The following is a 25,665-nucleotide window of genomic DNA, read 5'->3' as shown; positions in this document are numbered from 1 at the left end:
CAACTGTAGGATTTAGCTTAGGTCGTACTCAGTACATTTCTGACATAATGACGGCTTTGATAAACAATGGTATTCTGCCGACAACTCGTAAGGACATCTATTTTCCAGAGCGGTATGGCGGATTCTGGTGAGAAATTCATTCTTGATCTCTTTGTTCCGACTCACTCTGGTGCTAATGCTGTTCTTTATGGTGGGCCCAGCACCGGCAGCCACGTTCACGGAAACCGATAAATCGGTACGTTCGATTGTATCGGGTATTGTGAGCTATACCCGATGGCCGTCACTTTCCGGGCAACCTAAACTCTGCGTTTATGCCTCATCTCACTACACGCAAGCACTGAGCAGCGAAGAGGGGCAAAGCGAGTTACCTTATACTCCCGTCATTGTACGTAACGATCAGGAAGCCCTGTCCGCGACGTGTGATGCTATTTATTTCGGGGCTGAATCGCCTGCAAAACAACTTGAATTAATAAGTCAATATCAGGGCAGAGCATTGCTATTAATCTCAGAGCAGAATCCGGAATGTGTTATTGGCAGTGCATTCTGCCTGATAATCGATCATAACCAGGTCAGATTTTCCGTTAATCTGGATGCATTGACGCGCAGTGGCGTACGCGTCAATCCGGATGTATTAATGCTGGCACGGAATAAGCAGCATGGATAAAGAAATCACTTCAACGCCACGTCCAACGTTTAAAAGCACGTTGAGACGAATCAGCATGATAAGCGTCATCATCACCATGACGTTAATTTGGCTCCTGCTCTGTTTTGCTTCCGTGGTGACATTAAAGCAATACGCCCAAAAAAATCTCGAATTAACCGGCGCAACAATGAGCCACAGCCTTGAAGCCTCACTGGTCTTTAATGATGCGCTGGCGGCTAACGAAACGCTCACCACCCTGGGTAAACAGGGCCAGTTTGCCGTGGCTGAGGTTCTTAACGCGCATAAAAAGCGGTTTGCTTACTGGTCCTGGAACCCGGAAGAGAATAACGACACGCTGGGTGCATTGGTTAGCCGCTGGCTGTTCCCCGACCCGGTCGCACAGCCCATCATGCATAACGGTAATGCGATCGGCGAAATTCGCCTGACCGCACGCGATAATCTCATCAGCCATTTCATCTGGTTGTCGTTTGCCGTTCTTACCGGCTGTATTCTTTTTGCCACCGCCGTCGCGCTTACGATTACACAATCTCTGCATCATGGCATGGTCACGGCGCTGCAAAACATCACCGATGTCGTGCATGACGTACGCACCAACCGCAACTTTTCCCGGCGGGTGAAGGATGGTCGCATCGAAGAATTCCACCAGTTTGGCGAAGACTTCAACAGTCTGCTGGATGAAATGGAAGAGTGGCAGCTTAAGCTGCAGGCGAAAAACGCTCAGCTACTGCGTACCGCCATGCACGATCCTCTCACCGGCCTCGCCAATCGGGCGGCGTTTCGTAGCAGCATCGCGGCATTAATGCACGACGCCTCCGCAAAAACCAACACTGCCCTGCTCTTCCTCGACGGTGATAATTTCAAGTTTATTAACGATACCTGGGGACATGCTGCGGGCGATTGCGTCCTGATTGAAGTCGCCCGCCGGATGGTTGAGTTTGGCGATAAGCGTCATCAGTCATACCGCCTTGGCGGTGACGAGTTTGCGATGGTGCTGTACGGCGTACAGTCTGCCGCAGAGGTTCAACAGATTTGTGCTGCGCTGTCGCAGCAGTTTATGCGCCCGTTCGATCTGCATAACGGGCAGACAGCAACGATGTCACTTAGCATTGGCTTTGCTCTGGCGTGGGAAAGTGCCTCTGTGGAAGCATTACTGGAGCAAGCCGACCGCAACATGTACCAGGATAAAAACCAGCGTACAAAAGCAATAACTTAGAAAGGATACGATATGTTAAAGCGATACTTCGCGCCGTTATTTCTCGCTTCGATGGTACTGACGGGTTGTCAGTCACCGCCTGAAGGTAAGTTCTCCCCTGAGCAAATTGCGGCGATGAAGTCATACGGTTTTAACGAACTGAATGGCGACTGGTCTTTGGGCCTGTCAGATACGATCCTGTTTGATAAAAATGACGCCAGACTGCGCCCGGAAAGTGAAGCGCAGATCCGCACCATGGCCTCTCGCCTGGCGGCTACCGGCCTGAAACACGCCCGTATGGATGGCCACACCGATAATTACGGTGAAGAAAGCTACAATGAAGCGCTGTCGTTAAAACGTGCCAATGCGGTGGCTGACGTCTGGGCCAAAGGCGCCAATATCCCGCGCAGCAACCTCACCACGCAGGGATTAGGAAAAAAATATCCGGTTTCCAGCAACAGTACGGCGCAAGGGCGTGCTGAAAACCGTCGGGTCGCGGTGGTCATCAGCACGCCATAGCCTTATTTAACGGATGATTGTGCGAGCGACACGCCAGTTGCCGCTCGCCAGCGTAGCCAGTCAATCAGCATAAACAGCGCCAGGCTCACGCCCATCACCGGCAATGCCAGCCCCAGCAATACGCTGACCACCACCGTGACGGCTTTTCCCCATCCCGGGAGCGCCAGCCAGCACTGACAAAGCGTCTGAAGCGGATCGGCCGTCGATTGCGCCGGACGACGCATCCACCACATCCGGTAGCCCCAGACAATCAGCACACACAGCGCCAGGCCAAATGCGACGAGCAGTAACTGGTTAACCAGCCCGAATAAGATCCCCATATGGAAATCCACCCCCCAGCGGGTCAGCTTTGCCATTAACGGGAAATCCTCAAAGCGGGTTCTGTCCAGAATTTGCATGGAATTTGGATCCACCGCAACGGCATCCACCTGGGTCGGCCAGCGGCGGTCAATTTCCGTCACGGTCCACGCCTGGTCAGCGCTTTTCGCCGGGCGGATTTCGAGTTTATTCGCATCAATCCCGGCCTGGCGGGCAGCGTGCAATACGCCATCGAACTGGGTCAGATCCATCGTCATGTCGGGCATCATCATGCCGGCATGATGCCCATGGTGTTCAGCGTGCTCATCCATCGTGACGGGCGCACCCGAAAGCGTGGTGCTCACCTGCGGCGTGAGCCAGTTCATCTGCGCGCGCAGTTTATCCACGTTGCCGCCCGCCCATTGGGACCACGTCAGGCCGGTCGCAGAAAACAGCAACATTCCCCCCAGCAACACCCAGCCCAGCGTGACATGCAGGCGACGCCGGTTCTGAAAACGATTGTTGAGCCGACGTTTTGGCCGGGTATAAAACCACAGCGCAATCCCGCCCAGCGCGGCGACCCACATCCACGAGGCGGCCAGCTCGCTGTAGAGCCGACCAACGTTACCCAGCATCAGGGACGTATGCAGATAATCAATGGTCTGGCGTAGCGGTAAAATCCCGCTGGTGCCATACACGGTCATATCGCCACGCACCGCAAGAGTAACGGGATCGATAAAAATAGCGCGGGTCTCCGATGGGCCAAGCGACGGGTCGGCAAACATCACCCGGGTGGTTTCACCCGCAGCCAGGCCAGGACGAACGGCGTATAAACGCAGCTCGGTGCCGATGTTTTTTTCCGCCACGGCGATCTGTTCCGCCAGCGGTTGGAGTTCCCCCACGGAATCCGTATGGAGCGCGTGCCGGTACAGAATATTTTCCAGCTGCGGTGTCGCCACGTACAGCGTACCGGTCAGCGCGGCGAAGAAGATAAACGGGCCGACAAACAACCCGACATAGAAATGGAGTCGACGCAGCAGGTTTCCCCATGCCGCGCGCGGAGTGCAGGTAGTCATACTTTTCCTTTTTAAGGCAAAAAGTTATCGATATTTTTTAAAGGGAAAAAGCAGACTGCCGCGGCGGCGCGCGGGTATCAGGATAAAGCCAGGGGAAAAAGTGCCAGTGGCTGACAGCCTGACGCGGCGTCCTGACACGCAGCCTTTGCAGCACGATACTGAGCAGCACAATCAGCGCGAGTATCATGCCCGGCACGTGGGCTAATAGCACGCAGTAGCCACAGGCTTCCGCATGGTCAACCGGCATGCTGTGCTGCTTATCGCCGTGGTGCTCATCCATCGACATCATGCTCATGTCATGGTGCATCCCCGGCATGGTACTCATGGGATCTTTTTGCAGCGAGACGGAGATCAGCGGTGCGATCACGATCAGCAGGATCGCAAACAGCGCGGTCAATGCCGCTGCGCGTTTCCAGTTATGCTGATGCAGTACGTTAATCACTTACCCTCCACGGAAGAGGCCAGCATTGTAAATGATTTATGACGAAAGGGTTAACACGAGAGATGCGATGGGATAAAAAAAGGGCCAGCCTTTCGGCCAGCCCTTTCTAACAGGATGTCGCTTAAGCGAATCTTAGTTCAGACGCTCTTTAATACGAGCAGACTTACCAGTACGCTCACGCAGGTAGTACAGTTTAGCTTTACGTACAGCACCACGACGTTTAACAGCAATGCTGTCAACTACCGGAGAGTGAGTCTGGAAGACACGCTCAACGCCTTCGCCGTTGGAAATTTTACGAACAGTGAATGCAGAGTGCAGACCGCGGTTACGAATAGCGATAACCACGCCCTCGAATGCCTGCAGACGTTTTTTGGAACCTTCAACAACCCATACTTTCACTTCCACGGTGTCACCTGGACGGAAGGAAGGTACGTCCTGCTTCATCTGCTCTTGTTCAAGTTGCTTAATAATGTTGCTCATAATTTAATCTCTTATCCTGGGTAAACTGATATTCGGGAGCGTATTACGCATTCCCATCATGTTCATGCTGCTGTTGCGCGTGTTCAGTTTTGAACTCGGCCAGCAACTTTGCTTGCTCTTCAGTCAGAGCCAGGTTTTCCAGAAGTTCAGGTCTTCTAAGCCAGGTTCGGCCCAGCGACTGCTTCAAACGCCAGCGACGTATCTCAGCATGGTTTCCTGACAGTAACACTGCCGGGACTTCCATCCCTTCTAACACTTCAGGACGGGTATAGTGTGGACAGTCCAGCAACCCATCGGCAAAGGAATCTTCCGTTGCCGAAGCTTCATGGCCCAGTACTCCCGGAATGAACCGGGCGACGGAGTCAATCAGCGTCATTGCGGGTAACTCACCACCGCTGAGAACGTAATCGCCGATAGACCATTCTTCGTCAATCTCGGTTTGAATTACGCGCTCATCTATCCCTTCGTAGCGACCACAGACCAGAATCAGTTTTTGATTCGTCGCCAGTTCGCTGACGCCCGCTTGATCAAGCTTGCGTCCCTGAGGTGACAGATAAATCACCTTTGCGCCTTCACCTGCCGCGGCTTTTGCTGTGTGAATGGCGTCCCGTAAGGGTTGCACCATCATTAACATCCCCGGTCCGCCGCCGTAAGGACGATCGTCCACGGTACGGTGCCGGTCATGCGTGAAGTCACGAGGACTCCAGCTCTGGATGCTCAGCAGGCCATTCTTTACTGCCCGGCCAGTTACCCCGTAATCGGTAATCGCGCGGAACATTTCAGGAAACAGGCTAATTATGCCAATCCACATAGCGCCGTCTTTTACCGTTTATCCGGAGAATTTAAAAACCAGGATCCCAATCTACTTCAATCGTTTGAGTAGCGAGATCGACTTTCTTGATAACCTGTCCATCGAGGAACGGAACCAACCGCTCCTTGATGCCAAATGCATCTTTCAGGTTTGCCTTAATGACGAGAACGTCATTGGACCCGGTTTCCATCATGTCGATGACTTTCCCCAGGCTGTAGCCTTCAGTAGTGACTACCTGGCAACCCATAAGGTCTTTCCAGTAATAGTCGCCTTCTTCGAGCTCCGGCAACTGCGACGAATCCACGACAATTTCACAATTAGTCAGTGCATTCGCGGCATCACGATCGTCAACGCCTTTCAGCTTGATGATGATGTCCTGATTGTGGTGACGCCAGCTTTCCAGCTCGACCTCTTCCCACTTACCGCCTTTCTGGATAAACCAGGGCTGGTAATTAAAAATGCTATCAGCGTCTTCAGTGGAGGAAAACACTCTGAGCCAACCACGGATACCGTAGCAAGAACCCATTTTGCCCAATACAATCGGTTCAACAGGTGCTTTATTGCTCATCATGACCACCGTGACAGATTAAGCTGCTTTGTTTGCTGCTTTGATCAGCGTAGCAACGCGATCGGAAACAGTCGCGCCCTGGCCAACCCAGTGAGCGATACGATCCAGATCCAGACGAGTTTCTTCTTCTGCGCCAGCGGCCAGTGGGTTGAAGAAACCAACGCGCTCGATGAAGCGACCGTTGCGTGCATTACGGCTGTCAGTCACAACAACCTGGTAGAACGGACGCTTTTTAGCGCCGTGACGTGCTAAACGAATAGTTACCATAACATCCTCTTGTGTGAATAAAACAACCGGGCCCCATCGAGGAACGGAGCCCGGGTGTCATATTAAAAGCCCGAAAATTTTACTCATTTTCGGGCAAAAAGCAATCTCAAAAGCGATTATCGCCCAGGAAAACCGGGTGGCATCATGCCTTTCATGCCACGCATCATTTTCGCCATGCCGCCTTTCTTCATTTTCTTCATCATGCGCTGCATGTCGTCGAACTGTTTCAGAAGGCGGTTAACGTCCTGCACCTGCATGCCGCAACCGGCTGCGATACGGCGCTTACGGGAACCTTTGATGATATCCGGGTTAGCACGCTCTTTGAGGGTCATTGAGTTGATGATCGCCTCCATACGCACCAGCACTTTGTCATCCATCTGCGCTTTTACGTTGTCTGGGATCTGGCCCATGCCCGGCAGTTTGCCCATCAGGCTTGCCATGCCGCCCATGTTTTTCATCTGACGCAGCTGCTCAAGGAAGTCGGTCAGATCGAAACCGTCGCCTTTTTTCAGCTTGCTGGCCAGCTTCTCGGCCTGCGCACGGTCAACTTTGCTCTCGATATCTTCAATCAGCGACAGCACGTCGCCCATGCCGAGGATACGGGATGCAATACGGTCCGGGTGGAACGGCTCCAGCGCTTCGGTTTTTTCGCCCACACCGATGAATTTGATCGGCTTACCGGTGATATGACGAATAGAAAGCGCCGCACCACCGCGGGCGTCACCGTCCACTTTGGTCAGCACCACGCCGGTTAACGGCAGCGCTTCGTTGAACGCTTTCGCGGTGTTTGCCGCATCCTGACCGGTCATGGCGTCAACCACAAACAGGGTCTCTACCGGGTTGATAGAAGCATGCACCTGTTTGATTTCGTCCATCATCGCTTCATCAACGTGCAGACGACCGGCGGTATCCACCAGCAGCACGTCGTAGAACTTCAGCTTCGCCTCTTTCAGCGCCGCGTTCACGATGTCGACTGGCTTCTGGGCCACGTCAGACGGGAAGAAATCGACCCCAACCTGCTGCGCCAGGGTCTCCAGCTGTTTGATCGCCGCCGGGCGATAAACGTCCGCAGAAACCACCAGCACCTTTTTCTTGTGCTTCTCGCGCAGGAATTTACCCAGCTTACCGACGCTGGTGGTTTTACCCGCACCCTGCAGACCCGCCATCAACACGACGGCCGGAGGCTGAGCCGCCAGGTTTAGAACCTGGTTCTCTTCGCCCATCGCCGAAACCAGTTCGTTACGAACGATTTTGACGAACTCCTGACCCGGGGTCAGGCTCTTGTTAACTTCATGACCAACCGCCTTCTCTTTAACGCGGTTGATAAAATCACGAACAACCGGCAACGCGACGTCTGCTTCCAGCAGCGCCATGCGCACTTCGCGCAGCGTTTCCTTGATGTTGTCTTCGGTAAGGCGTCCGCGGCCGCTGATGTTGCGCAGCGTGCGCGACAAACGATCGGTTAAATTATCAAACATTGTCTCTCGCCTGAGTAGAAACGTTGGGCCGCCTTGAGCGACACATACACAGAATTTTGCCGGAGTATAACATGAAGGCGCCTTTGTTGTTATGCAACGGTTGGAGCAGGCGTCACGTAACGTTATACTGCTTCTCTTTCTTATTAAGACAACTGTCGATGCCTATATGCCTGTTTTCGCACTGATCGCCCTTGTTGCCTACTCTGTCAGCCTTGCGCTGATCATTCCCGGACTGCTGCAAAAAAACAGCGGCTGGCGGCGCATGGCTATTCTGTCGGCGGTGATCGCACTGATTAGTCACGCTTTTGCGCTGGAATCGCGCATCATTCCCGGTGACGGCAGCGTGCAAAACCTGAGCGTGCTGAACGTCGGTTCGCTGGTCAGCCTGATGATCTGTACGGTGATGACCATTGTCGCCTCTAAGAATCGTGGCTGGCTGTTGCTGCCCATTGTTTATGCCTTCGCGCTGATCAATCTGGCCTTAGCCACCTTTATGCCCAATGAGTTCATTACGCATCTGGAAGCCACGCCGGGCATGCTGGTGCACATCGGCCTGTCGCTGTTCTCTTACGCAACGCTGATCATTGCCGCGCTCTATGCCATGCAGCTCGCCTGGATTGACTACCAGTTGAAAAACAAAAAGCTGGCGTTTAACCATGAGATGCCGCCGCTGATGGTCATTGAGCGTAAGATGTTCCACATCACCCAGGTCGGCGTAGTATTATTGACCTTAACGCTCTGCACTGGCCTGTTTTATATGAAAAACCTGTTCAGCGTGGAGAATATCGACAAAGCGGTGCTCTCCATCATCGCGTGGTTTGTCTATATTGTGCTGTTATGGGGCCATTATCATGAGGGCTGGCGCGGTCGTCGCGTGGTCTGGTTCAATGTCGCGGGTGCGGGCATACTCACCCTTGCCTATTTCGGAAGTCGCTTCATACAGCAATTTGCTGGCTAAGTAACAAAGGAGTTCCCCCTGGAACACATCTCTACCACCACGCTGATCGTTACGCTGATCGTCATGGTGGTCATCTCCGCCTATTTCTCTGGTTCGGAAACCGGCATGATGACCTTAAACCGCTACCGGTTACGTCATCGTGCTAAACAGGGTAACCGTGCCGCACGTCGCGTTGAAAAGCTGCTCCGTAAACCGGATCGCCTGATAAGCCTGGTGCTTATCGGTAACAACCTCGTCAATATCCTCGCCTCTGCGCTGGGCACCATTGTCGGGATGCGCCTGTACGGCAACGCCGGGGTCGCGATTGCTACCGGCGTACTGACGTTTGTGGTGCTGGTGTTTGCGGAAGTGCTGCCCAAAACCATCGCTGCGCTTTACCCGGAAAAAGTGGCTTACCCGAGCAGCTTCCTGCTGGCACCGCTGCTGATCCTGATGATGCCGCTGGTCTGGCTGTTGAATATGGTCACCCGTATCCTGATGCGCATGGTCGGCATCAAAGCCGACGTCGCCATCAGCAGTGCACTCAGCAAAGACGAGCTGCGCACCATCGTGAACGAATCCCGCTCGCAGATTTCACGCCGCAATCAGGACATGCTCCTGTCGGTGCTGGATCTGGAAAAGGTCAGCGTTAACGACATTATGGTGCCGCGTAACGAAATCGTCGGGATTGATATTAACGACGACTGGAAGGCCATCGTCCGCCAGCTGACCCACTCCCCGCACGGACGCATTGTGCTTTATCGCGACTCCCTGGACGACGCCATCAGTATGCTGCGCGTACGGGAAGCCTATCGCCTGATGACCGAGAAAAAAGAGTTCACTAAAGAGGTGATGCTGCGCGCCGCCGACGAGATTTACTACGTGCCGGAAGGAACGCCGCTCAGCACGCAGCTGGTAAAATTCCAGCGTAACAAAAAGAAAGTCGGTCTGGTGGTCGATGAGTATGGCGATATTCAGGGGCTGGTGACGGTCGAAGATATTCTGGAAGAGATTGTTGGAGACTTTACCACCTCCATGTCCCCTTCTCTTGCGGAAGAGGTCACACCGCAAAACGACGGTTCGGTGCTGATTGACGGCAGCGCGAACATCCGCGAACTCAATAAAGCCTTTAACTGGCATCTGCCGGAAGATGAGGCTCGCACCATGAACGGGATGATTCTGGAAGCACTGGAAGAGATCCCGGCGGCGGGCACGCGGGTGCGCATTGAACAGTATGATATTGATATCCTGGACGTGCAGGACAATATGATTAAGCAGGTGAAGGTCATGCCTGTTAAACCACTGCGCGAAAGTATCGCGGAATAAAGTTGTAGGCCGGGCAAGGCGAAGCCGCCGCCCGGCACTACGGAGCGGCAAATTACGCTTTCGCTTTCGCCACGGTTACCATCGCAGCACGGATGGTACGGCCGTTCAGGGTATACCCTTTCTGCATCACGCCCAGCACTTTACCGGCTTCAACGTCTTCTGATTCCACCATCGCAATTGCCTGGTGCACGTTAGGATCCAGCGGGACGTCGGTATCGGCAATCACTTCCACACCAAACTTACGCACCACGTCCAGCATGGATTTCAGCGTCAGTTCGATACCTTCGATCATTGCCGCGTTGTCCGGATTCGCTTTATCAGCCACTTCCAGCGCGCGATCGAGGCTGTCGATTACCGGCAGCAGTTCGTTGACGAATTTCTCCAGCGCAAACTTATGCGCCTTTTCAACGTCCTGTTCGGTACGACGACGCAGGTTTTCCATTTCCGCCTTGATGCGCAGAACACTGTCGCGTTCGCGATTCTGTGCTTCTACCAGTTGGGCTTCCAGATTCGCAATTTTTTCATCGCGCGGGTCCACCTGCTCAGCAGATGCGTCTGGCTCTACAGCCTCAACTTCATCGTGCTGTTCCGTGATAATTTCTTCAGGGGCTTGCCCCTCAGGCGTTTTCTGTTCTTTACTACTCATGAATTTCTCCGCGTTTTTCTGCATTCATCTCGCTAACTTCGCTTATTATGGGGATCAGTTTCCTGGATTCAAGGGAACAAGAGAGATTGTCATCATTCATCAGGCACAAGGACCTCCAGAAAATGAATAATCATTTCAGGTGTATTGGGATCGTCGGGCACCCGCGTCACCCTACGGCATTGACGACACATGAAATGTTGTATCGCTGGCTGTGTAGCAAAGGCTATGAAGTGATGGTTGAGCAGCAGATCGCTCAGGAGCTGCAGCTAAAGAGCGTCAAAACCGGCACGCTGGCAGAGATTGGACAGCAGGCGGATCTTGCCGTGGTGGTCGGCGGCGACGGCAACATGCTCGGCGCGGCTCGCACGCTGGCGCGCTACGACATAAAAGTCATCGGCATTAACCGTGGCAATCTCGGTTTTCTGACCGACCTCGACCCGGACAACGCGCAGCAGCAGCTGGCCGATGTGCTGGAAGGACATTACATCAGCGAAAAACGTTTTTTACTGGAAGCGCAGGTGTGTCAGCAGGACTGCCAGAAACGCATCAGTACCGCCATTAACGAGGTGGTACTTCACCCCGGCAAAGTGGCGCATATGATTGAGTTCGAAGTGTATATCGATGAAATCTTCGCGTTCTCCCAGCGCTCTGACGGGCTGATTATCTCCACGCCGACGGGCTCGACCGCCTATTCGCTTTCTGCGGGAGGACCAATCCTGACGCCTTCGCTGGATGCCATTACGCTGGTGCCGATGTTCCCGCACACCCTCTCTGCCCGCCCGCTGGTGATTAACGGCAGCAGCACCATCCGGCTGCGTTTCTCGCACCGCCGTAATGACCTGGAGATTAGCTGCGACAGCCAGATCGCACTGCCTATTCAGGAAGGTGAAGACGTTCTTATTCGTCGGTGTGATTATCACCTGAATCTTATTCACCCGAAAGATTACAGCTATTTCAACACATTAAGCTCGAAGCTTGGCTGGTCAAAAAAATTGTTCTGATTTTGCATCCAGTACTTTACTGTATAAAAAACCAGTTTATACTGTATGAAAACACAGTTATGGTTTTTCATACAGGAAAACAATTATGCTGGCACAACTGACCATCAGCAACTTTGCCATTGTTCGTGAGCTTGAGATTGATTTCCACAGCGGCATGACGGCGATCACCGGGGAAACCGGTGCGGGTAAATCCATTGCCATTGATGCCCTCGGCTTGTGCCTTGGCGGGCGTGCTGAGGGTGACATGGTGCGCATGGGCGCCAACCGTGCTGACCTTTGCGCTCGCTTCTCCCTGAAAGACACCCCTGCAGCCCTGCGCTGGCTCGAAGAAAACCAGCTTGAAGATGGACGTGAGTGTTTACTTCGTCGCGTTATCAGCAGCGACGGTCGTTCACGCGGTTTTATCAACGGCACGGCGGTACCGCTTTCTCAGCTTCGCGAGCTGGGTCAGTTGCTTATTCAGATACATGGTCAGCACGCGCATCAGCAGCTGGTTAAGCCGGAGCAGCAAAAATCGCTGCTCGATGGCTATGCAGGTGAGTATGCACTTACTCAGTTGATGGCAGAACACTATCGCCAGTGGCACCAGAGCTGTCGCGAGCTGGCTCAGCACCAGCAGCAAAGCCAGGAGCGTGCCGCACGCGCCGAGCTGCTGGAGTATCAGCTCAAAGAGCTGAACGAGTTTAACCCGCAGGCGGGTGAGTTCGAACTCATTGACGAAGAGTATAAGCGTCTGGCCAACAGTGGCCATCTGCTCTCTACCAGCCAGAACGCCCTCACCTTACTGGCAGATGGCGAAGACGTTAATCTGCAAAGCCAGCTGTATAACGTGCGTCAGCTTGTTACCGAGCTGGCGGGCATGGACAGCAAACTGTCCGGCGTGCTGGATATGCTGGAAGAGGCGGCGATTCAAATCTCTGAAGCCGGTGATGAACTGCGCCACTACTGTGAACGTCTGGATCTCGATCCCAATCGCCTGTTTGAGCTGGAACAGCGCATTTCCCGTCAGATTTCTTTGGCGCGCAAGCACCACGTCACGCCAGAAGAGTTGCCTGCTTTTTATCAGTCTCTCCTTGATGAACAGCAGCAACTTGACGATCAGGCTGATTCACTGGAAACGCTGACTCTGGCGGTAAACCAGCACCATCAGCAGGCGCTGACCACGGCGAAAAAGCTGCATGAAGTTCGTCAGCATTATGCTCAGGAACTCAGCCAGCACATCACCGACAGCATGCATACGCTGGCGATGCCACACGGCATATTCACGATTGATGTCCGCTTCGAAGAGAACTCCCTGACGGCGGAAGGCGCGGATCGCATCGAATTCCGTGTCACCACCAACCCAGGCCAGCCGTTACAGCCTATTTCCAAAGTGGCATCCGGTGGTGAGCTCTCCCGTATTGCTCTGGCGATCCAGGTTATCACCGCCCGTAAAATGGAAACCCCGGCCCTGATTTTCGATGAAGTGGATGTGGGGATCAGCGGCCCGACGGCGGCGGTAGTGGGTAAACTGCTGCGCCAGCTCGGTGAATCGACTCAGGTGATGTGCGTCACCCACCTGCCGCAGGTGGCAGGCTGTGGTCATCATCACTTTATCGTCAGCAAAGAAACGGACGGTGAAATGACCGAAACGCACATGAAACCGCTGGATAAACGCTCGCGCCTGCAGGAGCTGGCTCGTCTGCTGGGAGGCAGCGAAGTCACCCGCAATACGCTCGCGAATGCGAAAGAACTGCTGGCGGCATAAACTTTTTCGGGATCTCAGGGTCATACAGAACAACAAAAACGCCGCCAGACCGGTTTCAAAGTGGGGCAAGGTCTATTATCATCGGCATATTACATATGAGCCGCGTACTGCTCGGGCCCGAAAAGGAATCAAATCACTATGCGCTGTAAAACGCTGACCGCTGCCGCTGCGGTTCTTCTGATGTTGACCGCAGGCTGTTCCACTCTGGAGAAAGTGGTTTACCGTCCTGACATCAACCAGGGGAACTACCTTACCCCTAACGATGTGTCTAAAATCCGTGTAGGGATGACACAACAGCAGGTCGCTTATGCACTGGGAACCCCGATGATGTCCGATCCGTTCGGCACCAACACCTGGTTCTATGTATTCCGTCAGCAGCCAGGCCACGAAGATGTGACCCAGCAGACCCTGACGCTGACCTTCAGCAGCGCTGGTGTGTTGACCAACATCGACAACAAGCCTGCCCTGACCAAATAATCCGGCGTCAGAAATGCAAAAAGGTGCTCAATGAGCACCTTTTTTGTATCGACATTTCGCACTGGATCGTAGCCCCCGGTAAGCGCAGCGCCACTGGGGGAGAAAAGCACTACTTACCAGATTTCTCCGCACGCTGGCGACGCAGCTCTTTCGGGTCGGCAATCAGCGGGCGATAAATCTCCACCCGGTCGCCCTCTTTCAACACATCACCCAGTTTCACCGGGCGGCTGTAAATGCCGACTTTATTTTTTGCCAGATCGATATCGCGACGAAGCTCCAGAATGCCAGAAGCTCGGATAGCCGCCTCAACGGTTGCGCCCTCTTCCAGCGTCACGCGCTGCAGATACTGCTTCTCCGGCAACGCGTAGACCACTTCCACAGCTATCTTATGCGACACTGTAGACCTCTTTGGCGCGGGTCGTGAACGCCTGAACCATATTGGACGCCAGCTCTTTGAAGATGCGGCCAAACGCCAGCTCAATCAGCTTATTGGTAAACTCAAAGTCCAAATGGAACTCGATGCGACAGGCATCAGCGCTCAGCGGCGTAAACTTCCAGCCTCCCATCAGGGTCTTGAATGGACCATCCACCAGATGCATCAAAATACTCTGATTGTTCGTCAGCGTATTGCGGGTGGTGAACGTCTTGCTGATCCCCGCTTTGGAGACATCCACCGCCGCCGTCATCTGCGTCGGGCCAGACTCCAGAACGCGGCTCCCGGTACACCCAGGGATAAATTCTGGATAAGACTGAACATCGTTCACTAACTGATACATTTGTTCCGCGCTGTAAGGTACAAGCGCAGTACGGCTAATCTGAGGCATAGCATTTCCCATGGTCACACAACGGACAAATAATAACATTTATCACCTGTTAAAAAAACGCTAAGCCTCATCTCGTGCTAAGATAGCGCGTTAGACCTCACAGGACGCAATGAGGTGACTTTTTGAAATCAGATTACCGACGGCTTTACGACACTTATGACGAAGAAAAAAGCACATAAACCAGGCTCGGCGACCATTGCGCTCAACAAGCGTGCTCGCCATGAGTATTTCATTGAAGAAGAATTTGAAGCTGGCCTTGCCCTGCAGGGCTGGGAAGTAAAATCGCTGCGCGCCGGGAAAGCCAACATCGGCGATAGCTATGTGATCCTGAAAGATGGCGAAGCCTTCCTGTTCGGTGCCAACTTTACGCCGCTGACCGTCGCCTCTTCGCACTACGTGTGTGACCCAACGCGTACCCGTAAGCTGCTGCTGAACAAGCGTGAACTGGAATCCCTCTACGGGCGCATTAACCGAGAGGGCTTTACCGTGGTCGCGCTGTCGCTGTACTGGAAAAACGCCTGGTGCAAAGTAAAAGTTGGCGTTGCCAAAGGTAAAAAACAGCACGACAAACGTACTGACCTGAAAGAGCGCGAATGGCAGCTCGACAAAGCGCGCATTATGAAAAACGCAGGACGTTGATTCTGCACACTTATTGTACTATTCAATAAGTTAGCGTTCCGGGCTGGTATCCAGGAAGTGAAATCTGGTATACTGAGTTCAACACTATTGGGGCTGATTCTGGATTCGACGGGATTTGCGAAACCCAAGGTGCATGCCGAGGGGCGGTTTGCCTCGTTAAAAGCCGCAAAAAAATAGTCGCAAACGACGAAAACTACGCTTTAGCAGCTTAATAACCTGCTCTGAGCCCTCTCTCCCTAGCTTCCGCTCTTAAGACGGGGATCAAAGAGAGGTCAAACCCAAAAGAGATCGCGTGGAAGCCCTGCCTGGGGTTGAAGCGTTAAAACTAATCAGGCTAGTTCGTTAGTGGCGTGTCTGTCCGCAGCTGGCGTGCGAATGTAAAGACAAACTAAGCATGTAGTACCGAGGATGTAGAAATTTCGGACGCGGGTTCAACTCCCGCCAGCTCCACCAAACATTCATTCATGATGTATCATGAACTTTAAAAAATCCTGCAACTTTAACGAGTTGCAGGATTTTTTTTGTTGCGTGTATGGTCATGATATCTGTATGGATCTTGAGCATTCTGTATCTTGTTTTGCACCGCGTTGCCAGAACGCTAAAAAATTAAAATTCCCAACAAACTCAACCAATTCATCCAGCAATCACACCGTCTTCAACTATTAAGATCATGTCTGGGCTCGTTAGTACCAGCCCTTTTCCTCTCGAACAAAGTACACCCACCCGCCTTAATCTCGCCATGACGTTTGTTTAGCCATGATTCATATGCAGGTACCTACAAGCGAGCGAACAATGGTTCAATCGCCTGAGGCAAGAAATTAAAACGAACACCACCTTTGCATAATCGCGAGATGGCTACAGGATTAATATTTATTTATTCATATTTTACAATGAGTTATCTAAAAAATTGAAATTAACAATAAAAAAACATTTGTTCACTTCTTTAGCTTAATGTACTTTTATTCCGAACAGGAGGGTATTGTATGAGAATCATTGATTCACAGGCACATGATGCGCTAACTCAGATTGAGCTTTTTTGGGCAGTATCCTGGAAATTCCCACAAAGGGTTGCGGTTAAAGATCTCGATCATGAGATCAGCTATGGCGAGCTCAGAGACTGGATGCTCAGGATTATTCAGACACTGAAGGATGAAGGTGTTCACGCAGGTGACAAGGTTGCAATAGAGCTGCCACCAGGTGCTGAGTTAATCGCCTCTATTCTGGCGATTCAGTTCATTGGTGCTGCTTATGTACCAATAGACCGTAATGCGCCAGTAGCGCGTAATATTCTGATATTGAATGATTCTCAGCCTCGCATGATTATCAATGAGAGCGGTCATTCAAACTTTGCCGGCTTTCAGGCAAAAAGCATATACCAGATGTTGTCTGTCTCTGTTATGGCGGATTCATTACTGAATATGGCCGTTCCGGAAGGATTGGCATATATTATTTATACTTCGGGCACGACAGGTAACCCAAAAGGTGTTCCGATCACCCATGCTAATTTGCGTGCTCTCTTTCGTGCAACGGAACCTGTGTTTAAGTTTAACGAAGATGATTCCACTGTGCTTTTTCATTCCTATGCTTTTGATTTTTCAGTATGGGAAATGTGGTCAGTTTTAGCTTATGGTGGGAAGCTTGTTATTCCAGATAATGAAACACGTTTAACCCCTAGTAAACTTGCACAACTCGTTCACGATCAAAAAATTACTTTACTTAATCAAACTCCTGGTGCTTTTTCCGTTAATGCCTCTTGGCTCTGTCAATTCCCGAAGGGATCATTGGCTTTACGGTTTATTATTTTTGGTGGCGAAAGGCTTAATTTTCAGATGCTCAAACAATGGCAGCAGCATTTTGGGCTGATGTCTCCTTTACTGGTTAATATGTACGGCATTACCGAAACGACTGTTCATTCAAGTTGGCATATTATCAGTAATGATGATCTGGAGCACACAGAGTCTATAATAGGTGAATTATTGCCTGGATTCGATTACATCATTCGGCCCCTTGATGAAAGTGATCTGCGTTCAGGCTATGGCGAATTGCTTCTCTGTGGTTCGCAAGTCACGCCGGGTTATCTGAACCAGAATAATGAGACCAATGGTAAATTTATTTTGGCTGAAAAAAACAATATTACCAAGCGGTATTATTGCACAGGAGATCTTGTTCAATATAATTCCGCAGGGAAGTTGGTTTATATGGGGCGTTGCGATCAACAGGTAAAAATAAATGGTTATCGAATCGAAATTGGCGAGATTGAATCTGTGCTTGCAAGGCTTGAATCTATTATCGACATTTCCGTCATAACGTCTCATTCAGAAACACTTGGTCATCATCTGGTTTGTTGTTTTGCATCAAATGACAATAAAGCAGATGTTATTGAACAGTTACATAAATTGGCAAAGGAGTTATTGCCATTTTATATGCGCCCTATTCGCTATCGTGGTTTTGATGCTATACCAAAAACCATTAATGGAAAAATCGATAAACAACACCTGAAACTTTCTGTGGAGTAAATTATGAACGCAGTTGATTTAGATGATGTCAATAAAGAACAGGTAAAAGTACTTGCATTACAACAGTATATAGTTTGGCTGCAAGATGTTTTAGAAAAATCAGTCAGCGCGGAAGATAACTTCCTTGATATTGGTGGGCATTCAATGATTGCCATTGCACTGAATGAACGAGTACGAAATGAATTCAATCTAACGCTATCTATGGAACGTCTATATAACAGCACGCTTAGCGAAACATTTTACAGTATTAAATAAAACCAATCATTCACTGGAGATTACCATGTCAAATAATATTCATTTGTCTGAAGAAGAACTTGCCAACTTCCATAAAAATGGTTATATCGGCCCAATTACCATTTATTCTCCGGAAGAAATGGCGGAAATTTGGAGTACCGTTCGTCGGCAATTACCAGATCGTTCGAATGCTGCTTACCCTTCAGACTCGTACGGTGCGGCAACGAATATATCGAATTACGATCGCCATCTTGATATCAATAAACTTAGCCAACATGTCACTAATCCCAAAATTGTGGCACCGGTATCTGATATCCTTGGCGATGATGTTTTATGCTGGCGTACGGAGTTCTTTCCTAAATACCCCGGTGATGAAGGTACTGACTGGCATCAGGCTGATACATTTGCTAACGCCAGTGGAAAACCGCAAATTCTTTGGCCTGGAGAAACTGAAGATCAGTTTGGAAAAGGGACTTTAACGGTCTGGACAGCTTTTACTGATTCAACCATTGAGAATGGTTGTCTGGAAATTATGCCTGGCACCCATCATAAAATGAATTATGATGAAAAGAAATCAATGCAATATCAAAGCGACATTATTAATAACATTGAAAAGGAGGGTAAGAGTCGTGGATTCTTTGGATATGATTACCGCGACCTGCAAATAGATCCTGACTGGCATCCGGATGAAAAACAGGCCGTCCCGTTGGAGATGAAAGCCGGTCAATGTGTCATCTTTTGGTCAACGTTAATGCATGCTTCCTATCCTAATATATCTGATAAGATATATCGCATGGGCTTTGCTACCCGCTACGCCCCCAGCTTTGTTGATATTTATCCCAATACCGATCATGTGCATGAGTATGGTGGCAATATCCCATTGGATAAATTTGGCTGCGTGATTGTTGCTGGCCAAAGTCGTAATACTAATAATCGTATAGCAACCCATAATTTGCTCGGAAATCCATTTACTCCCCTTTCTATATAAAATAAGGATTATCGCTATGCAACAAAATCAGTGTTATCTGGAGGATACTTATCGCTTTAATATATTAAGCGATGTCATTGCTACCGGTGCTGATGAAGGAGGGCAATGGATTGCCCTGCAGGATAATATTTTTCATCCGCAGGGAGGCGGGCAACCTGCAGATCTCGGGTGGGTAAATGACATACCGGTGGTGGTAAAAAAACAGGAATCAGGATTAGTGGTTCTTTATCCGCAGTCTCCTTTTTCGCCGCCAGTTGAAACAAAAGTATCATCAGTTGTATCAGCAGATGCCCGCGCTTACCATGCAGCACTGCATACTGCCGGGCATTTACTGAACTGGGAAATGCGCCAGTTCGGGTGGATGGCTGTCCGGGGGCATCATTTCCCCGGTGAGTCGCGTGTGGAATTTAGCGCCATTGATGCTTCAGCTATTCCAGCTGATCGCCTGGAGGCGGCTGAAATTGAACGAATTATTTGCCAGCGTCTGCAGAAGGGAGCGGAAATCCGCAGTTGGTTCGAGGGCACCACCCGGCTATGCCAGATTAACCAATCAGAGGCTATGCCTTGTGCCGGGACACACACTGATGATTTGGCAAAAATTAGCTCATTTAACATTAAGGCGATAAAGTTTAAAAAGGGCACTCTACGGATCAGCTATGATGCCGGGCATGTCCCGCTAAAGGAATGTCATGTCTAATTATTCTATTCTGGCTCCACGCAGCCGACTTTGGATAATTGATCTGGGATTATTGACCGTTGCCCTCTCATGGGGGGCAAGTTATTCCTTGATGCAGCTTATTATCCAGGCAGGGGTCACTGTTCCCCTGTTTTTAATGCTGAGATTCGCACTGGCTGTTCCCTTCATGTTTGTTGGCACTCGTGTCAGATTAAACAGCTTCACTCGTGGTGAAGTGATTAATGGGATCGTATTTGGTGTGCTTCTTTATGCGATCCTAACATTCGAAACGTTTGGTGTTAAACACACCTCAGCTGCAAATGCAGGTTTCTTGATTGCATTATCGGTGGTATTAGTTCCCTTTTTTGAACGTTTTATCGGCAAGAGAAAACAAAGCAAATTCATTTATTTCACCTGTTTTATGTCCCTTGCAGGTGGCGGCATGTTGAGCTTTACGGCCAATGGAAATATTGAGTTCAATCAAGGCGATATTCTTATCTTATCGGCTGCATTGATTCGCGGTTTTCAGATATTTATGTTTGGTCGGCAGACTGCTGGTAAGGATTACTCGCTAATCAATATCACATTGATTGAATTACTGGTTGTCGCGGCCCTCGGCTTGGTTACTATTGTGCTGACCGAACCCACTGCGTTGCAATATATACCTGAAATATCTATTTCGACATGGGGCTTGATTCTCTTTCTGAGTCTGCTGGCAACGGCATTTGCATTCCTGATGCAATTATATGCCGCTAAAATAACCAGTCCGACGCGCGTCGGGTTGATCTTGTCTCTCGAACCGGCCTTTGCAGCTATGTTTGCCATCACCATTATGGGCGAAACCCTTGGTGTGCTGCAAGCAATAGGGGGCGGGATCATTATATGTGCAGCCCTGTTGGGGCGTATTGCTGAAGGGAAGCGTTATGAATGAGCAGCCACATATTGCTATGTTTCATCATGCCGGAGGGAACGCTGCCGCTCTTGATGTACTGGTAAAGCACTTTTCAAACTTCAATGTGAGTAAGTTTGAAATGCCTGGCCGCGGACGCCGCCGTCAGGAAGCGTTACTAACAGATATCAATAAGGTGATTAAGGATTTTTTTCCACAATTGCCACGCCATTGTCCGATAATTTTTATGGGGCATAGTCTCGGCGCCTATGTCGCATATGTAATGGCAAAAAAATACCGTTTCAATGATGCTCGACAAAAAAGTATGCTCGTGGTGATTGGTAATGAACCAATCCATTGCCGTCAGTTTTTTGATTTAACTGAATCCAGTGAAATTGCAAAACATTCATTACTTAATTTTGCGAATCATTTCAGGCAATTACCTGACTGGCTGCAGAAAGAACCCGTTTTGCTGAAGCAATTTTTGCAGGTGCTATCTGCTGATTTGCAGGTTGCTAATTCTATCAGTGAAGAAGATAGCGCTGCGCTTGACGATATTCCAGTATTAGCATTTTACGGAAAAGAGGACCCCTTATTTCTTTTTCCCCCGGAACGATGGCAAGAATGTACCCTCCAGCCATTCAGGCTGGAGGGGATCTCAGGGGGGCATTTTATTTCAGATACACAAGCTCGTGAGATTAGTGAACTAACAATGGATTTTATACGGAACAACAAGGTCTTTAATATATAAATAGCGCGGGCAGGTGAGGGGTAACACAGTAATGCCGCAAACCTGCTGAATTAACCTTGTGTACTGTAAGACATTATAACCGTCGCACTTACCGCATCATCTGCACAAATATAGGCATGTTTAACATCACCTGAGAAGGCATAAAAATCTCCAGGTTGAAGAATAATACTTTCACTGTCAGATATTTTCAGAAGTAATGTGCCAAGGTGAACGATGATATGTTCATGCGTCCCTGAAACATGAGCTGGACTGTTTATTACCACACCTGGTTTCATTTGTAAATGCCATATTTCTGTGATATTGCCCTGGCCGATGCGGAACTTCATTACCTGGGAATAATCACCTTTGTAGTCAGAATTTTTTTCGATATAAGGATAGCGTTCATTATTATTACCGAGCAAATCGCCTAATGTAAGTCTTAGTGCGCTGGCGATGGAATCCAGTGTATCAACGCGAGGATTAGAACCGCCCGATTCGAGCGTGGACAGCGTAGCTTTGGAGACGCCGGAAAGTTTTGCCAGTTCATTAAGTGAAAGATTTCGAGCTATTCGTAACTTTTTTACGTTATTACCAATGTTGGTGTACGTTCTTTTTAAGCGATCGCTCTGTTGTGCATTACTCATCTTTTAATCTTCACTGTCAGGATAAAATTTGTAGCATATTAACATTTTAGGAAGAAAATATCTTCAAAAGTGACACATGAATTCAAACGCGGGCTATCAGTCTGATTTTTCTCATTTGTTAATGTATCAGAGGTTGAAATGTTACTGAATGACTGCATTAAAATTATGGGTTCTGGCATGTTGTTGCTTGTAATGCCTGGCCCAACCAATACTCTTCTCCTTTTCTCAGGGTACGCCAGTGGTATCAGGCCAAGTATAAAAATGATTATTGCCGAATGGGGGGGATACTTTTGTGCAATCACCTTTTGGGGAGTTATTGTGAGTGTCTTAGCTCAACATGGCACGTTTTTACTCGGTATTATTAAATTATTATCAGCATTCTATGTCGCCTGGCTGGCTGTTAAAGTCTGGGGGTTTTCATTACAGTCTCGACCGACAAAAATTGGAATGAAAACCATATTTATTACCACTTTGTTTAACCCTAAATCATTCGTATTTGCGACATATATAATTCCTTCAATTGCTTTCAGAGAGCTTCAGTCTTTCACTGCCGCCATGCTGAGTGTTTTTGTCGCGCTATTGCCTCTTTCTTTTATATGGGTTGCCTGTGGGAAGGGGATAGCCAGGCAAGGCAAGCTGCAATCACGATTATGGCCAATGTTTTTTTATCGCGGTCTGTCGCTGGCGATGGCGAGTTTCGCTGCTTCTATGGTTTACCATTCCGTCGCTGTTTGATGCGAAAACCTAAGGATAACCATGAAAATTTGCTGGTATCAAACACAACGACTAATGAAAGTCTTACCCGATTACATCCATTTCACCGTATTGCGTTTCTCCCTGGATGGTGTGCTGGAGGATGCTTTCCGAGTTTATGATATACCGCTCCCGCGCCGGTTGGCGAACGCATCAGATCAACGCCGGGCTGAATATCTTGCTGGACGGATTGGCGCTCAAAAGTTACTACAACATTTCGATTCCTCGCTATGTGCGCCGCTGATGGCAGATGATCGCGCACCCTCATGGCCTTCTTCCTTTTGTGGGGCAATTTCTCACGATCGCGATTTTGCTTCTGCCGCCGTTATCAAAATGCACCATGGCCGGGTCGGAATAGATATTGAATCGCTCTCACCGAAAATAGCTCTCGATACGATAAGCCAGCGCATAGCCTCTGCCAGGGAAATTGACACATTGGCCAACTCCCGCGATTTGCTTTCGGACCACGTCCTGCCATTGCTTTTTTCTGCTAAAGAGAGTGCCTATAAGGCTTTCCCACGTGATCTTCAACAGCATCTGGACTTTCACAGTATTGAATTGCGCGAGATTGATCCCCACTTGCAGCAGTTTACTTTTAGCCTGACACTTACGCTTAATCATGAATATGAGGCGGGGTTTCGCTTTAACGGCTGGTATACTTTTCTGGGAAATCGGGTTCTGACCTTGGTTCATTTGCATTGACGGATATCGGTGACTCCAGACAATCTCCGCGCTCTTTGCGCCTTCCCTTCCCTTCGAAAAAAGCAAAAATCTCAAACAAAATCAATCATCTCCCCCATCAATTACAAAGACTTCAACCCATTTCCGATCACCAGAGTCGACTGATGAAGTCCTTAAAGCCCTGCAGGCTTTTCTGAGCTTGTAATTTATCCCGCAGAGCCCGTAAAATTTTCCGGCTACAAGTGAGCATCACGCCATTAAACGTTATTTCTCTCATGCTCAATGAGCCATTCTTTTCGAGAAATCCCCCCTCCATAACCCGTCATCGCTCCATCTTTACCAATTATCCTGTGGCAAGGGATCACAATCGCAATCCTGTTTGCACCATTAGCAGCAGCGACGGCGCGCACAGCATTTGGCTTATTCATCCGTAGTGAGATGGCCTGATAGTGTGAGGTCTGTCCATAGGGAACTGCCCGTAGCTCGTTCCAGACGGATTGTTGAAAATCACTCCCCGGGGCATCTACAGAGAGATCAAACTGTCGGCGCGTTCCGGCAAAATACTCGCTGATCTCTTTTACTGTCTGCCGGGTATGGCTGTTTTCTCCGGTGACGATTCTGGCGTTAAATAAACGCTGAATATCGCGAAATTCTGTTTCTAACATCCGGCGATCGGTAAACTCCAGTAGACAAACTCCCCGCTCTGTCGCACAGACAAACATCGGCCCAAGCGTCGTGGTAAAACGGTGAATGACAATCACCTGAGTTGCCTGAGTCGGTGCTGCACCAGTAAGTCGCTTGTAGGTATAACCAAACCCGCTCAGGGATTCATAGCCGTTGTCCAGCGCAACGTCAGTCGCCGTTCGTCCGCTTTTGAGCTCCTGCAGGGCAACGTTCACCCGCTGCATTCGCTGGAAAGCCTGAAAAGTGATGCCGTGATGTTGCAGAAACCAGCGCCTTACCCGCTCCGGACTGATTCCATGCTGGCGAAGCTCCGCGTCTGCAACACGGGATTTAATATCGCGCCTGACAAGCGCAAGCGCCTGTTCAACAAATAATGGCGCGCTGTGCGCATTCTCAGCGGGTCTGCAGACCTTACAGGGCCGAAAGCCGGCTGCAAGGGCAGATTTGGCATCTTTATAAAATTCGACATTTTCACGTTTGGGCTTTCGCGCCCGACATACCGAAATGCAGAACACGCCAGTGGTTTTAACGCCGACAAAAAACACGCCAGTATATTCTGAAGCACGTTCAAGTAATGCCTGATACCAGATATCACATAAATTCTTATCGGTTATTTTCATCACCAAAAAGTCCTTCAAACGTCTGACGAGATCGGATCGCATGCATGACATCAGTCAGCGTTGACTGCATGGCTGAATGCACAAAATTGCCTATGGAAATGCGGCTTACTCCGGCCAGCTTCAGCCTGTCGAACGACGGAAGGTCGGGCATACACATGACATTAAGAGGCAGAGCCGTCGCCTCTGCAATTAGGCTGATGTCTTTCTCTGACGTCAGACAGGGAACAAAAAGGCCGTCAGCACCTGCAGCTTTATAACTTTGACCCCGTAATATCGTCTCCTGCAACGCATCTACATGCCCGAGCAGGTAAGTGTCTGTCCGGATGTTCAGAAACAGGCTATGATTTTCGCTTCTCAGCGCATCGCATACTGTTCTCAGGGTACAGGTAAAATCAGAGGCATCGTCAAGCTGACGCACCCCGTTTATGACTCTGCTGTCTTCAAGGTTAACGCCTGCGACGCCTGTCTGAGCAAGGCGCCTGAGATTGGCTGTTATCTCTTCGGCTGAATCACCATACCCTGCTTCCATGTCAACGCTCAATGGCAGCTTGCTGACAGCCTGGATACGGGTGACCATATAAAATACCGCATCAAATGGCATTCCCTGTCCGTCTTCATATCCCAGTGTGGACGCGATTGCTGCGCTGGACGTTCCCAATGCCTGATAACCTGCTTCTTGCGCTGCTACAGCACTGGCGGCATCCCAGACATTAGCGATAAGAAGTGGCTCATGCTGGTTGTGGAGTTCTGCAAAGTTCATATCCATATCCTCTCGATAGATTGAAAATGAATCTAAGCAGTCAGCAAGAACGTCACAACCGAAATTCAGACGACCATTTTTTTAGCAAACGTCGTCTGA

Annotated in this window: 30 protein-coding genes and 1 other RNA gene; 18 read left to right on the top strand and 13 right to left on the bottom strand. The window is 49.9% G+C overall.

Annotation, left to right across the window (positions count from 1 at the left end):
- The first annotated feature begins 127 nt into the window (after positions 1-127).
- The 3 genes from VF709_RS20395 to VF709_RS20385 are packed head-to-tail and all read left to right on the top strand — an operon-like array spanning position 128 to position 2,375.
- A complete protein-coding gene (locus VF709_RS20395) occupies positions 128-664 on the top strand; it encodes a YfiR family protein (protein WP_028028085.1) in 537 nt (178 codons plus the stop codon).
- Entirely contained in the window at positions 657-1,877 is a 1,221-nt protein-coding gene (gene dgcN / locus VF709_RS20390) for a diguanylate cyclase DgcN (RefSeq protein ID WP_148791308.1), read from the top strand. The genes VF709_RS20395 and dgcN overlap by 8 nt, the downstream gene beginning before the upstream one ends.
- A 12-nt stretch (positions 1,878-1,889) precedes the next feature.
- Positions 1,890-2,375, top strand: a complete 486-nt coding sequence (locus VF709_RS20385; RefSeq protein WP_013098347.1) for an OmpA family protein — start codon at positions 1,890-1,892, stop codon at positions 2,373-2,375.
- A 2-nt stretch (positions 2,376-2,377) separates the two neighbouring features.
- Here VF709_RS20385 and VF709_RS20380 read toward each other — a convergent pair whose 3' ends face one another.
- The 7 genes from VF709_RS20380 to ffh all read right to left on the bottom strand — a co-directional run bounded on the left by VF709_RS20380 (position 2,378) and on the right by ffh (position 7,794).
- A complete protein-coding gene (locus VF709_RS20380) occupies positions 2,378-3,748 on the bottom strand; it encodes a PepSY-associated TM helix domain-containing protein (protein WP_038420426.1) in 1,371 nt (456 codons plus the stop codon).
- Between the two features lie 37 nt (positions 3,749-3,785).
- The gene (locus VF709_RS20375) at positions 3,786-4,190 is read right to left on the bottom strand and encodes a DUF2946 domain-containing protein (RefSeq protein WP_038420428.1); all 405 of its coding nucleotides are present in this window, start codon (positions 4,188-4,190) and stop codon (positions 3,786-3,788) included.
- Between the two features lie 132 nt (positions 4,191-4,322).
- Entirely contained in the window at positions 4,323-4,670 is a 348-nt protein-coding gene (gene rplS / locus VF709_RS20370; protein ID WP_002914145.1) for a 50S ribosomal protein L19, read from the bottom strand.
- A 43-nt stretch (positions 4,671-4,713) separates the two neighbouring features.
- Positions 4,714-5,481: a tRNA (guanosine(37)-N1)-methyltransferase TrmD gene (trmD, locus tag VF709_RS20365; RefSeq protein WP_008502493.1), complete on the bottom strand. Its 768-nt coding sequence runs from the start codon at positions 5,479-5,481 to the stop codon at positions 4,714-4,716.
- Positions 5,482-5,512: 31 nt separating this feature from the next.
- Positions 5,513-6,052: a ribosome maturation factor RimM gene (gene rimM / locus VF709_RS20360; RefSeq protein WP_013098350.1), complete on the bottom strand. Its 540-nt coding sequence runs from the start codon at positions 6,050-6,052 to the stop codon at positions 5,513-5,515.
- A gap of 15 nt (positions 6,053-6,067) precedes the next feature.
- Positions 6,068-6,316: a 30S ribosomal protein S16 gene (rpsP, locus tag VF709_RS20355; RefSeq protein WP_003863133.1), complete on the bottom strand. Its 249-nt coding sequence runs from the start codon at positions 6,314-6,316 to the stop codon at positions 6,068-6,070.
- A 116-nt stretch (positions 6,317-6,432) separates the two neighbouring features.
- Entirely contained in the window at positions 6,433-7,794 is a 1,362-nt protein-coding gene (gene ffh, locus VF709_RS20350; protein WP_149897026.1) for a signal recognition particle protein, read from the bottom strand.
- Positions 7,795-7,960: 166 nt separating this feature from the next.
- Between ffh and VF709_RS20345 the strand changes: the two genes are divergently transcribed.
- Together VF709_RS20345 and VF709_RS20340 are read left to right on the top strand one after the other, a co-directional pair.
- Complete coding sequence (locus tag VF709_RS20345) at positions 7,961-8,752, top strand: cytochrome C assembly family protein (protein WP_014832951.1); 792 nt, start codon at positions 7,961-7,963, stop codon at positions 8,750-8,752.
- 18 nt (positions 8,753-8,770) lie between these two features.
- Positions 8,771-10,057 (top strand): HlyC/CorC family transporter, encoded by a 1,287-nt coding sequence (locus tag VF709_RS20340; protein ID WP_440232227.1) that lies wholly within the window; start codon positions 8,771-8,773, stop codon positions 10,055-10,057.
- Positions 10,058-10,109: 52 nt separating this feature from the next.
- Here the strand turns inward: VF709_RS20340 and grpE are convergent, their stop codons facing one another.
- Complete coding sequence (grpE, locus tag VF709_RS20335; RefSeq protein ID WP_013098354.1) at positions 10,110-10,703, bottom strand: nucleotide exchange factor GrpE; 594 nt, start codon at positions 10,701-10,703, stop codon at positions 10,110-10,112.
- Positions 10,704-10,825: 122 nt separating this feature from the next.
- Here grpE and nadK point away from each other — a divergent pair, with 122 nt between their 5' ends.
- The 3 genes from nadK to bamE all read left to right on the top strand — a co-directional run bounded on the left by nadK (position 10,826) and on the right by bamE (position 13,928).
- Positions 10,826-11,704, top strand: a complete 879-nt coding sequence (gene nadK / locus VF709_RS20330; protein ID WP_013098356.1) for an NAD(+) kinase — start codon at positions 10,826-10,828, stop codon at positions 11,702-11,704.
- A gap of 85 nt (positions 11,705-11,789) precedes the next feature.
- Entirely contained in the window at positions 11,790-13,451 is a 1,662-nt protein-coding gene (gene recN / locus VF709_RS20325; protein WP_023622551.1) for a DNA repair protein RecN, read from the top strand.
- Positions 13,452-13,589: 138 nt separating this feature from the next.
- Positions 13,590-13,928, top strand: coding sequence for an outer membrane protein assembly factor BamE (gene bamE, locus VF709_RS20320; RefSeq protein WP_003863121.1), 339 nt, complete (start codon positions 13,590-13,592; stop codon positions 13,926-13,928).
- A 109-nt stretch (positions 13,929-14,037) separates the two neighbouring features.
- Here the strand turns inward: bamE and VF709_RS20315 are convergent, their stop codons facing one another.
- Together VF709_RS20315 and VF709_RS20310 are read right to left on the bottom strand one after the other, a co-directional pair.
- Positions 14,038-14,325, bottom strand: coding sequence for an RnfH family protein (locus VF709_RS20315; protein ID WP_003863119.1), 288 nt, complete (start codon positions 14,323-14,325; stop codon positions 14,038-14,040).
- Positions 14,315-14,752, bottom strand: a complete 438-nt coding sequence (locus tag VF709_RS20310) for a type II toxin-antitoxin system RatA family toxin (protein ID WP_008502504.1) — start codon at positions 14,750-14,752, stop codon at positions 14,315-14,317. Before VF709_RS20310 ends, VF709_RS20315 begins: the two co-directional genes overlap by 11 nt.
- A 156-nt stretch (positions 14,753-14,908) precedes the next feature.
- On the opposite strand from VF709_RS20310, the gene smpB reads away from it, so the two are divergent.
- The 8 genes from smpB to VF709_RS20270 all read left to right on the top strand — a co-directional run bounded on the left by smpB (position 14,909) and on the right by VF709_RS20270 (position 21,445).
- Entirely contained in the window at positions 14,909-15,391 is a 483-nt protein-coding gene (gene smpB, locus VF709_RS20305; protein ID WP_008502505.1) for an SsrA-binding protein SmpB, read from the top strand.
- Between the two features lie 89 nt (positions 15,392-15,480).
- Positions 15,481-15,844, top strand: a transfer-messenger RNA (tmRNA) gene (ssrA, locus tag VF709_RS20300).
- 530 nt (positions 15,845-16,374) lie between these two features.
- Positions 16,375-17,907 (top strand): amino acid adenylation domain-containing protein, encoded by a 1,533-nt coding sequence (locus VF709_RS20295; RefSeq protein ID WP_038420433.1) that lies wholly within the window; start codon positions 16,375-16,377, stop codon positions 17,905-17,907.
- Between the two features lie 3 nt (positions 17,908-17,910).
- Complete coding sequence (locus tag VF709_RS20290) at positions 17,911-18,162, top strand: phosphopantetheine-binding protein (RefSeq protein ID WP_052123646.1); 252 nt, start codon at positions 17,911-17,913, stop codon at positions 18,160-18,162.
- 25 nt (positions 18,163-18,187) lie between these two features.
- A complete protein-coding gene (locus VF709_RS20285) occupies positions 18,188-19,129 on the top strand; it encodes a chlorinating enzyme (protein WP_013098362.1) in 942 nt (313 codons plus the stop codon).
- Positions 19,130-19,145: 16 nt separating this feature from the next.
- The gene (locus tag VF709_RS20280) at positions 19,146-19,826 is read left to right on the top strand and encodes an alanyl-tRNA synthetase (RefSeq protein ID WP_013098363.1); all 681 of its coding nucleotides are present in this window, start codon (positions 19,146-19,148) and stop codon (positions 19,824-19,826) included.
- On the top strand, positions 19,819-20,736 hold the full coding sequence (locus VF709_RS20275) for a DMT family transporter (protein ID WP_013098364.1): 918 nt from the start codon (positions 19,819-19,821) through the stop codon (positions 20,734-20,736). The genes VF709_RS20280 and VF709_RS20275 overlap by 8 nt, the downstream gene beginning before the upstream one ends.
- A complete protein-coding gene (locus VF709_RS20270; RefSeq protein ID WP_038420436.1) occupies positions 20,729-21,445 on the top strand; it encodes a thioesterase II family protein in 717 nt (238 codons plus the stop codon). Before VF709_RS20275 ends, VF709_RS20270 begins: the two co-directional genes overlap by 8 nt.
- A 50-nt stretch (positions 21,446-21,495) precedes the next feature.
- Here VF709_RS20270 and VF709_RS20265 read toward each other — a convergent pair whose 3' ends face one another.
- A complete protein-coding gene (locus VF709_RS20265) occupies positions 21,496-22,068 on the bottom strand; it encodes a helix-turn-helix domain-containing protein (protein ID WP_013098365.1) in 573 nt (190 codons plus the stop codon).
- Positions 22,069-22,206: 138 nt separating this feature from the next.
- Between VF709_RS20265 and VF709_RS20260 the strand changes: the two genes are divergently transcribed.
- Complete coding sequence (locus VF709_RS20260) at positions 22,207-22,803, top strand: LysE family translocator (RefSeq protein WP_038420437.1); 597 nt, start codon at positions 22,207-22,209, stop codon at positions 22,801-22,803.
- Between the two features lie 21 nt (positions 22,804-22,824).
- On the top strand, positions 22,825-23,523 hold the full coding sequence (locus VF709_RS20255) for a 4'-phosphopantetheinyl transferase family protein (RefSeq protein WP_071843279.1): 699 nt from the start codon (positions 22,825-22,827) through the stop codon (positions 23,521-23,523).
- Between the two features lie 236 nt (positions 23,524-23,759).
- Here the strand turns inward: VF709_RS20255 and VF709_RS20250 are convergent, their stop codons facing one another.
- The gene (locus VF709_RS20250) at positions 23,760-24,806 is read right to left on the bottom strand and encodes a bifunctional transcriptional activator/DNA repair enzyme AdaA (RefSeq protein WP_038420440.1); all 1,047 of its coding nucleotides are present in this window, start codon (positions 24,804-24,806) and stop codon (positions 23,760-23,762) included.
- The gene (locus tag VF709_RS20245; protein ID WP_038420442.1) at positions 24,790-25,566 is read right to left on the bottom strand and encodes an isocitrate lyase/PEP mutase family protein; all 777 of its coding nucleotides are present in this window, start codon (positions 25,564-25,566) and stop codon (positions 24,790-24,792) included. The genes VF709_RS20250 and VF709_RS20245 overlap by 17 nt, the downstream gene beginning before the upstream one ends.
- Positions 25,567-25,665 lie beyond the last annotated feature (99 nt).

Origin of the sequence: Enterobacter sp. Lyrl_3, from assembly GCF_051948675.1 — a bacterium.
Taxonomy (GTDB): Bacteria; Pseudomonadota; Gammaproteobacteria; order Enterobacterales; family Enterobacteriaceae; genus Enterobacter; species Enterobacter cloacae.
The sequence above is the reverse complement of the archived record's forward strand: the minus strand, read 5'-3'. Positions and strand labels throughout refer to the sequence as shown.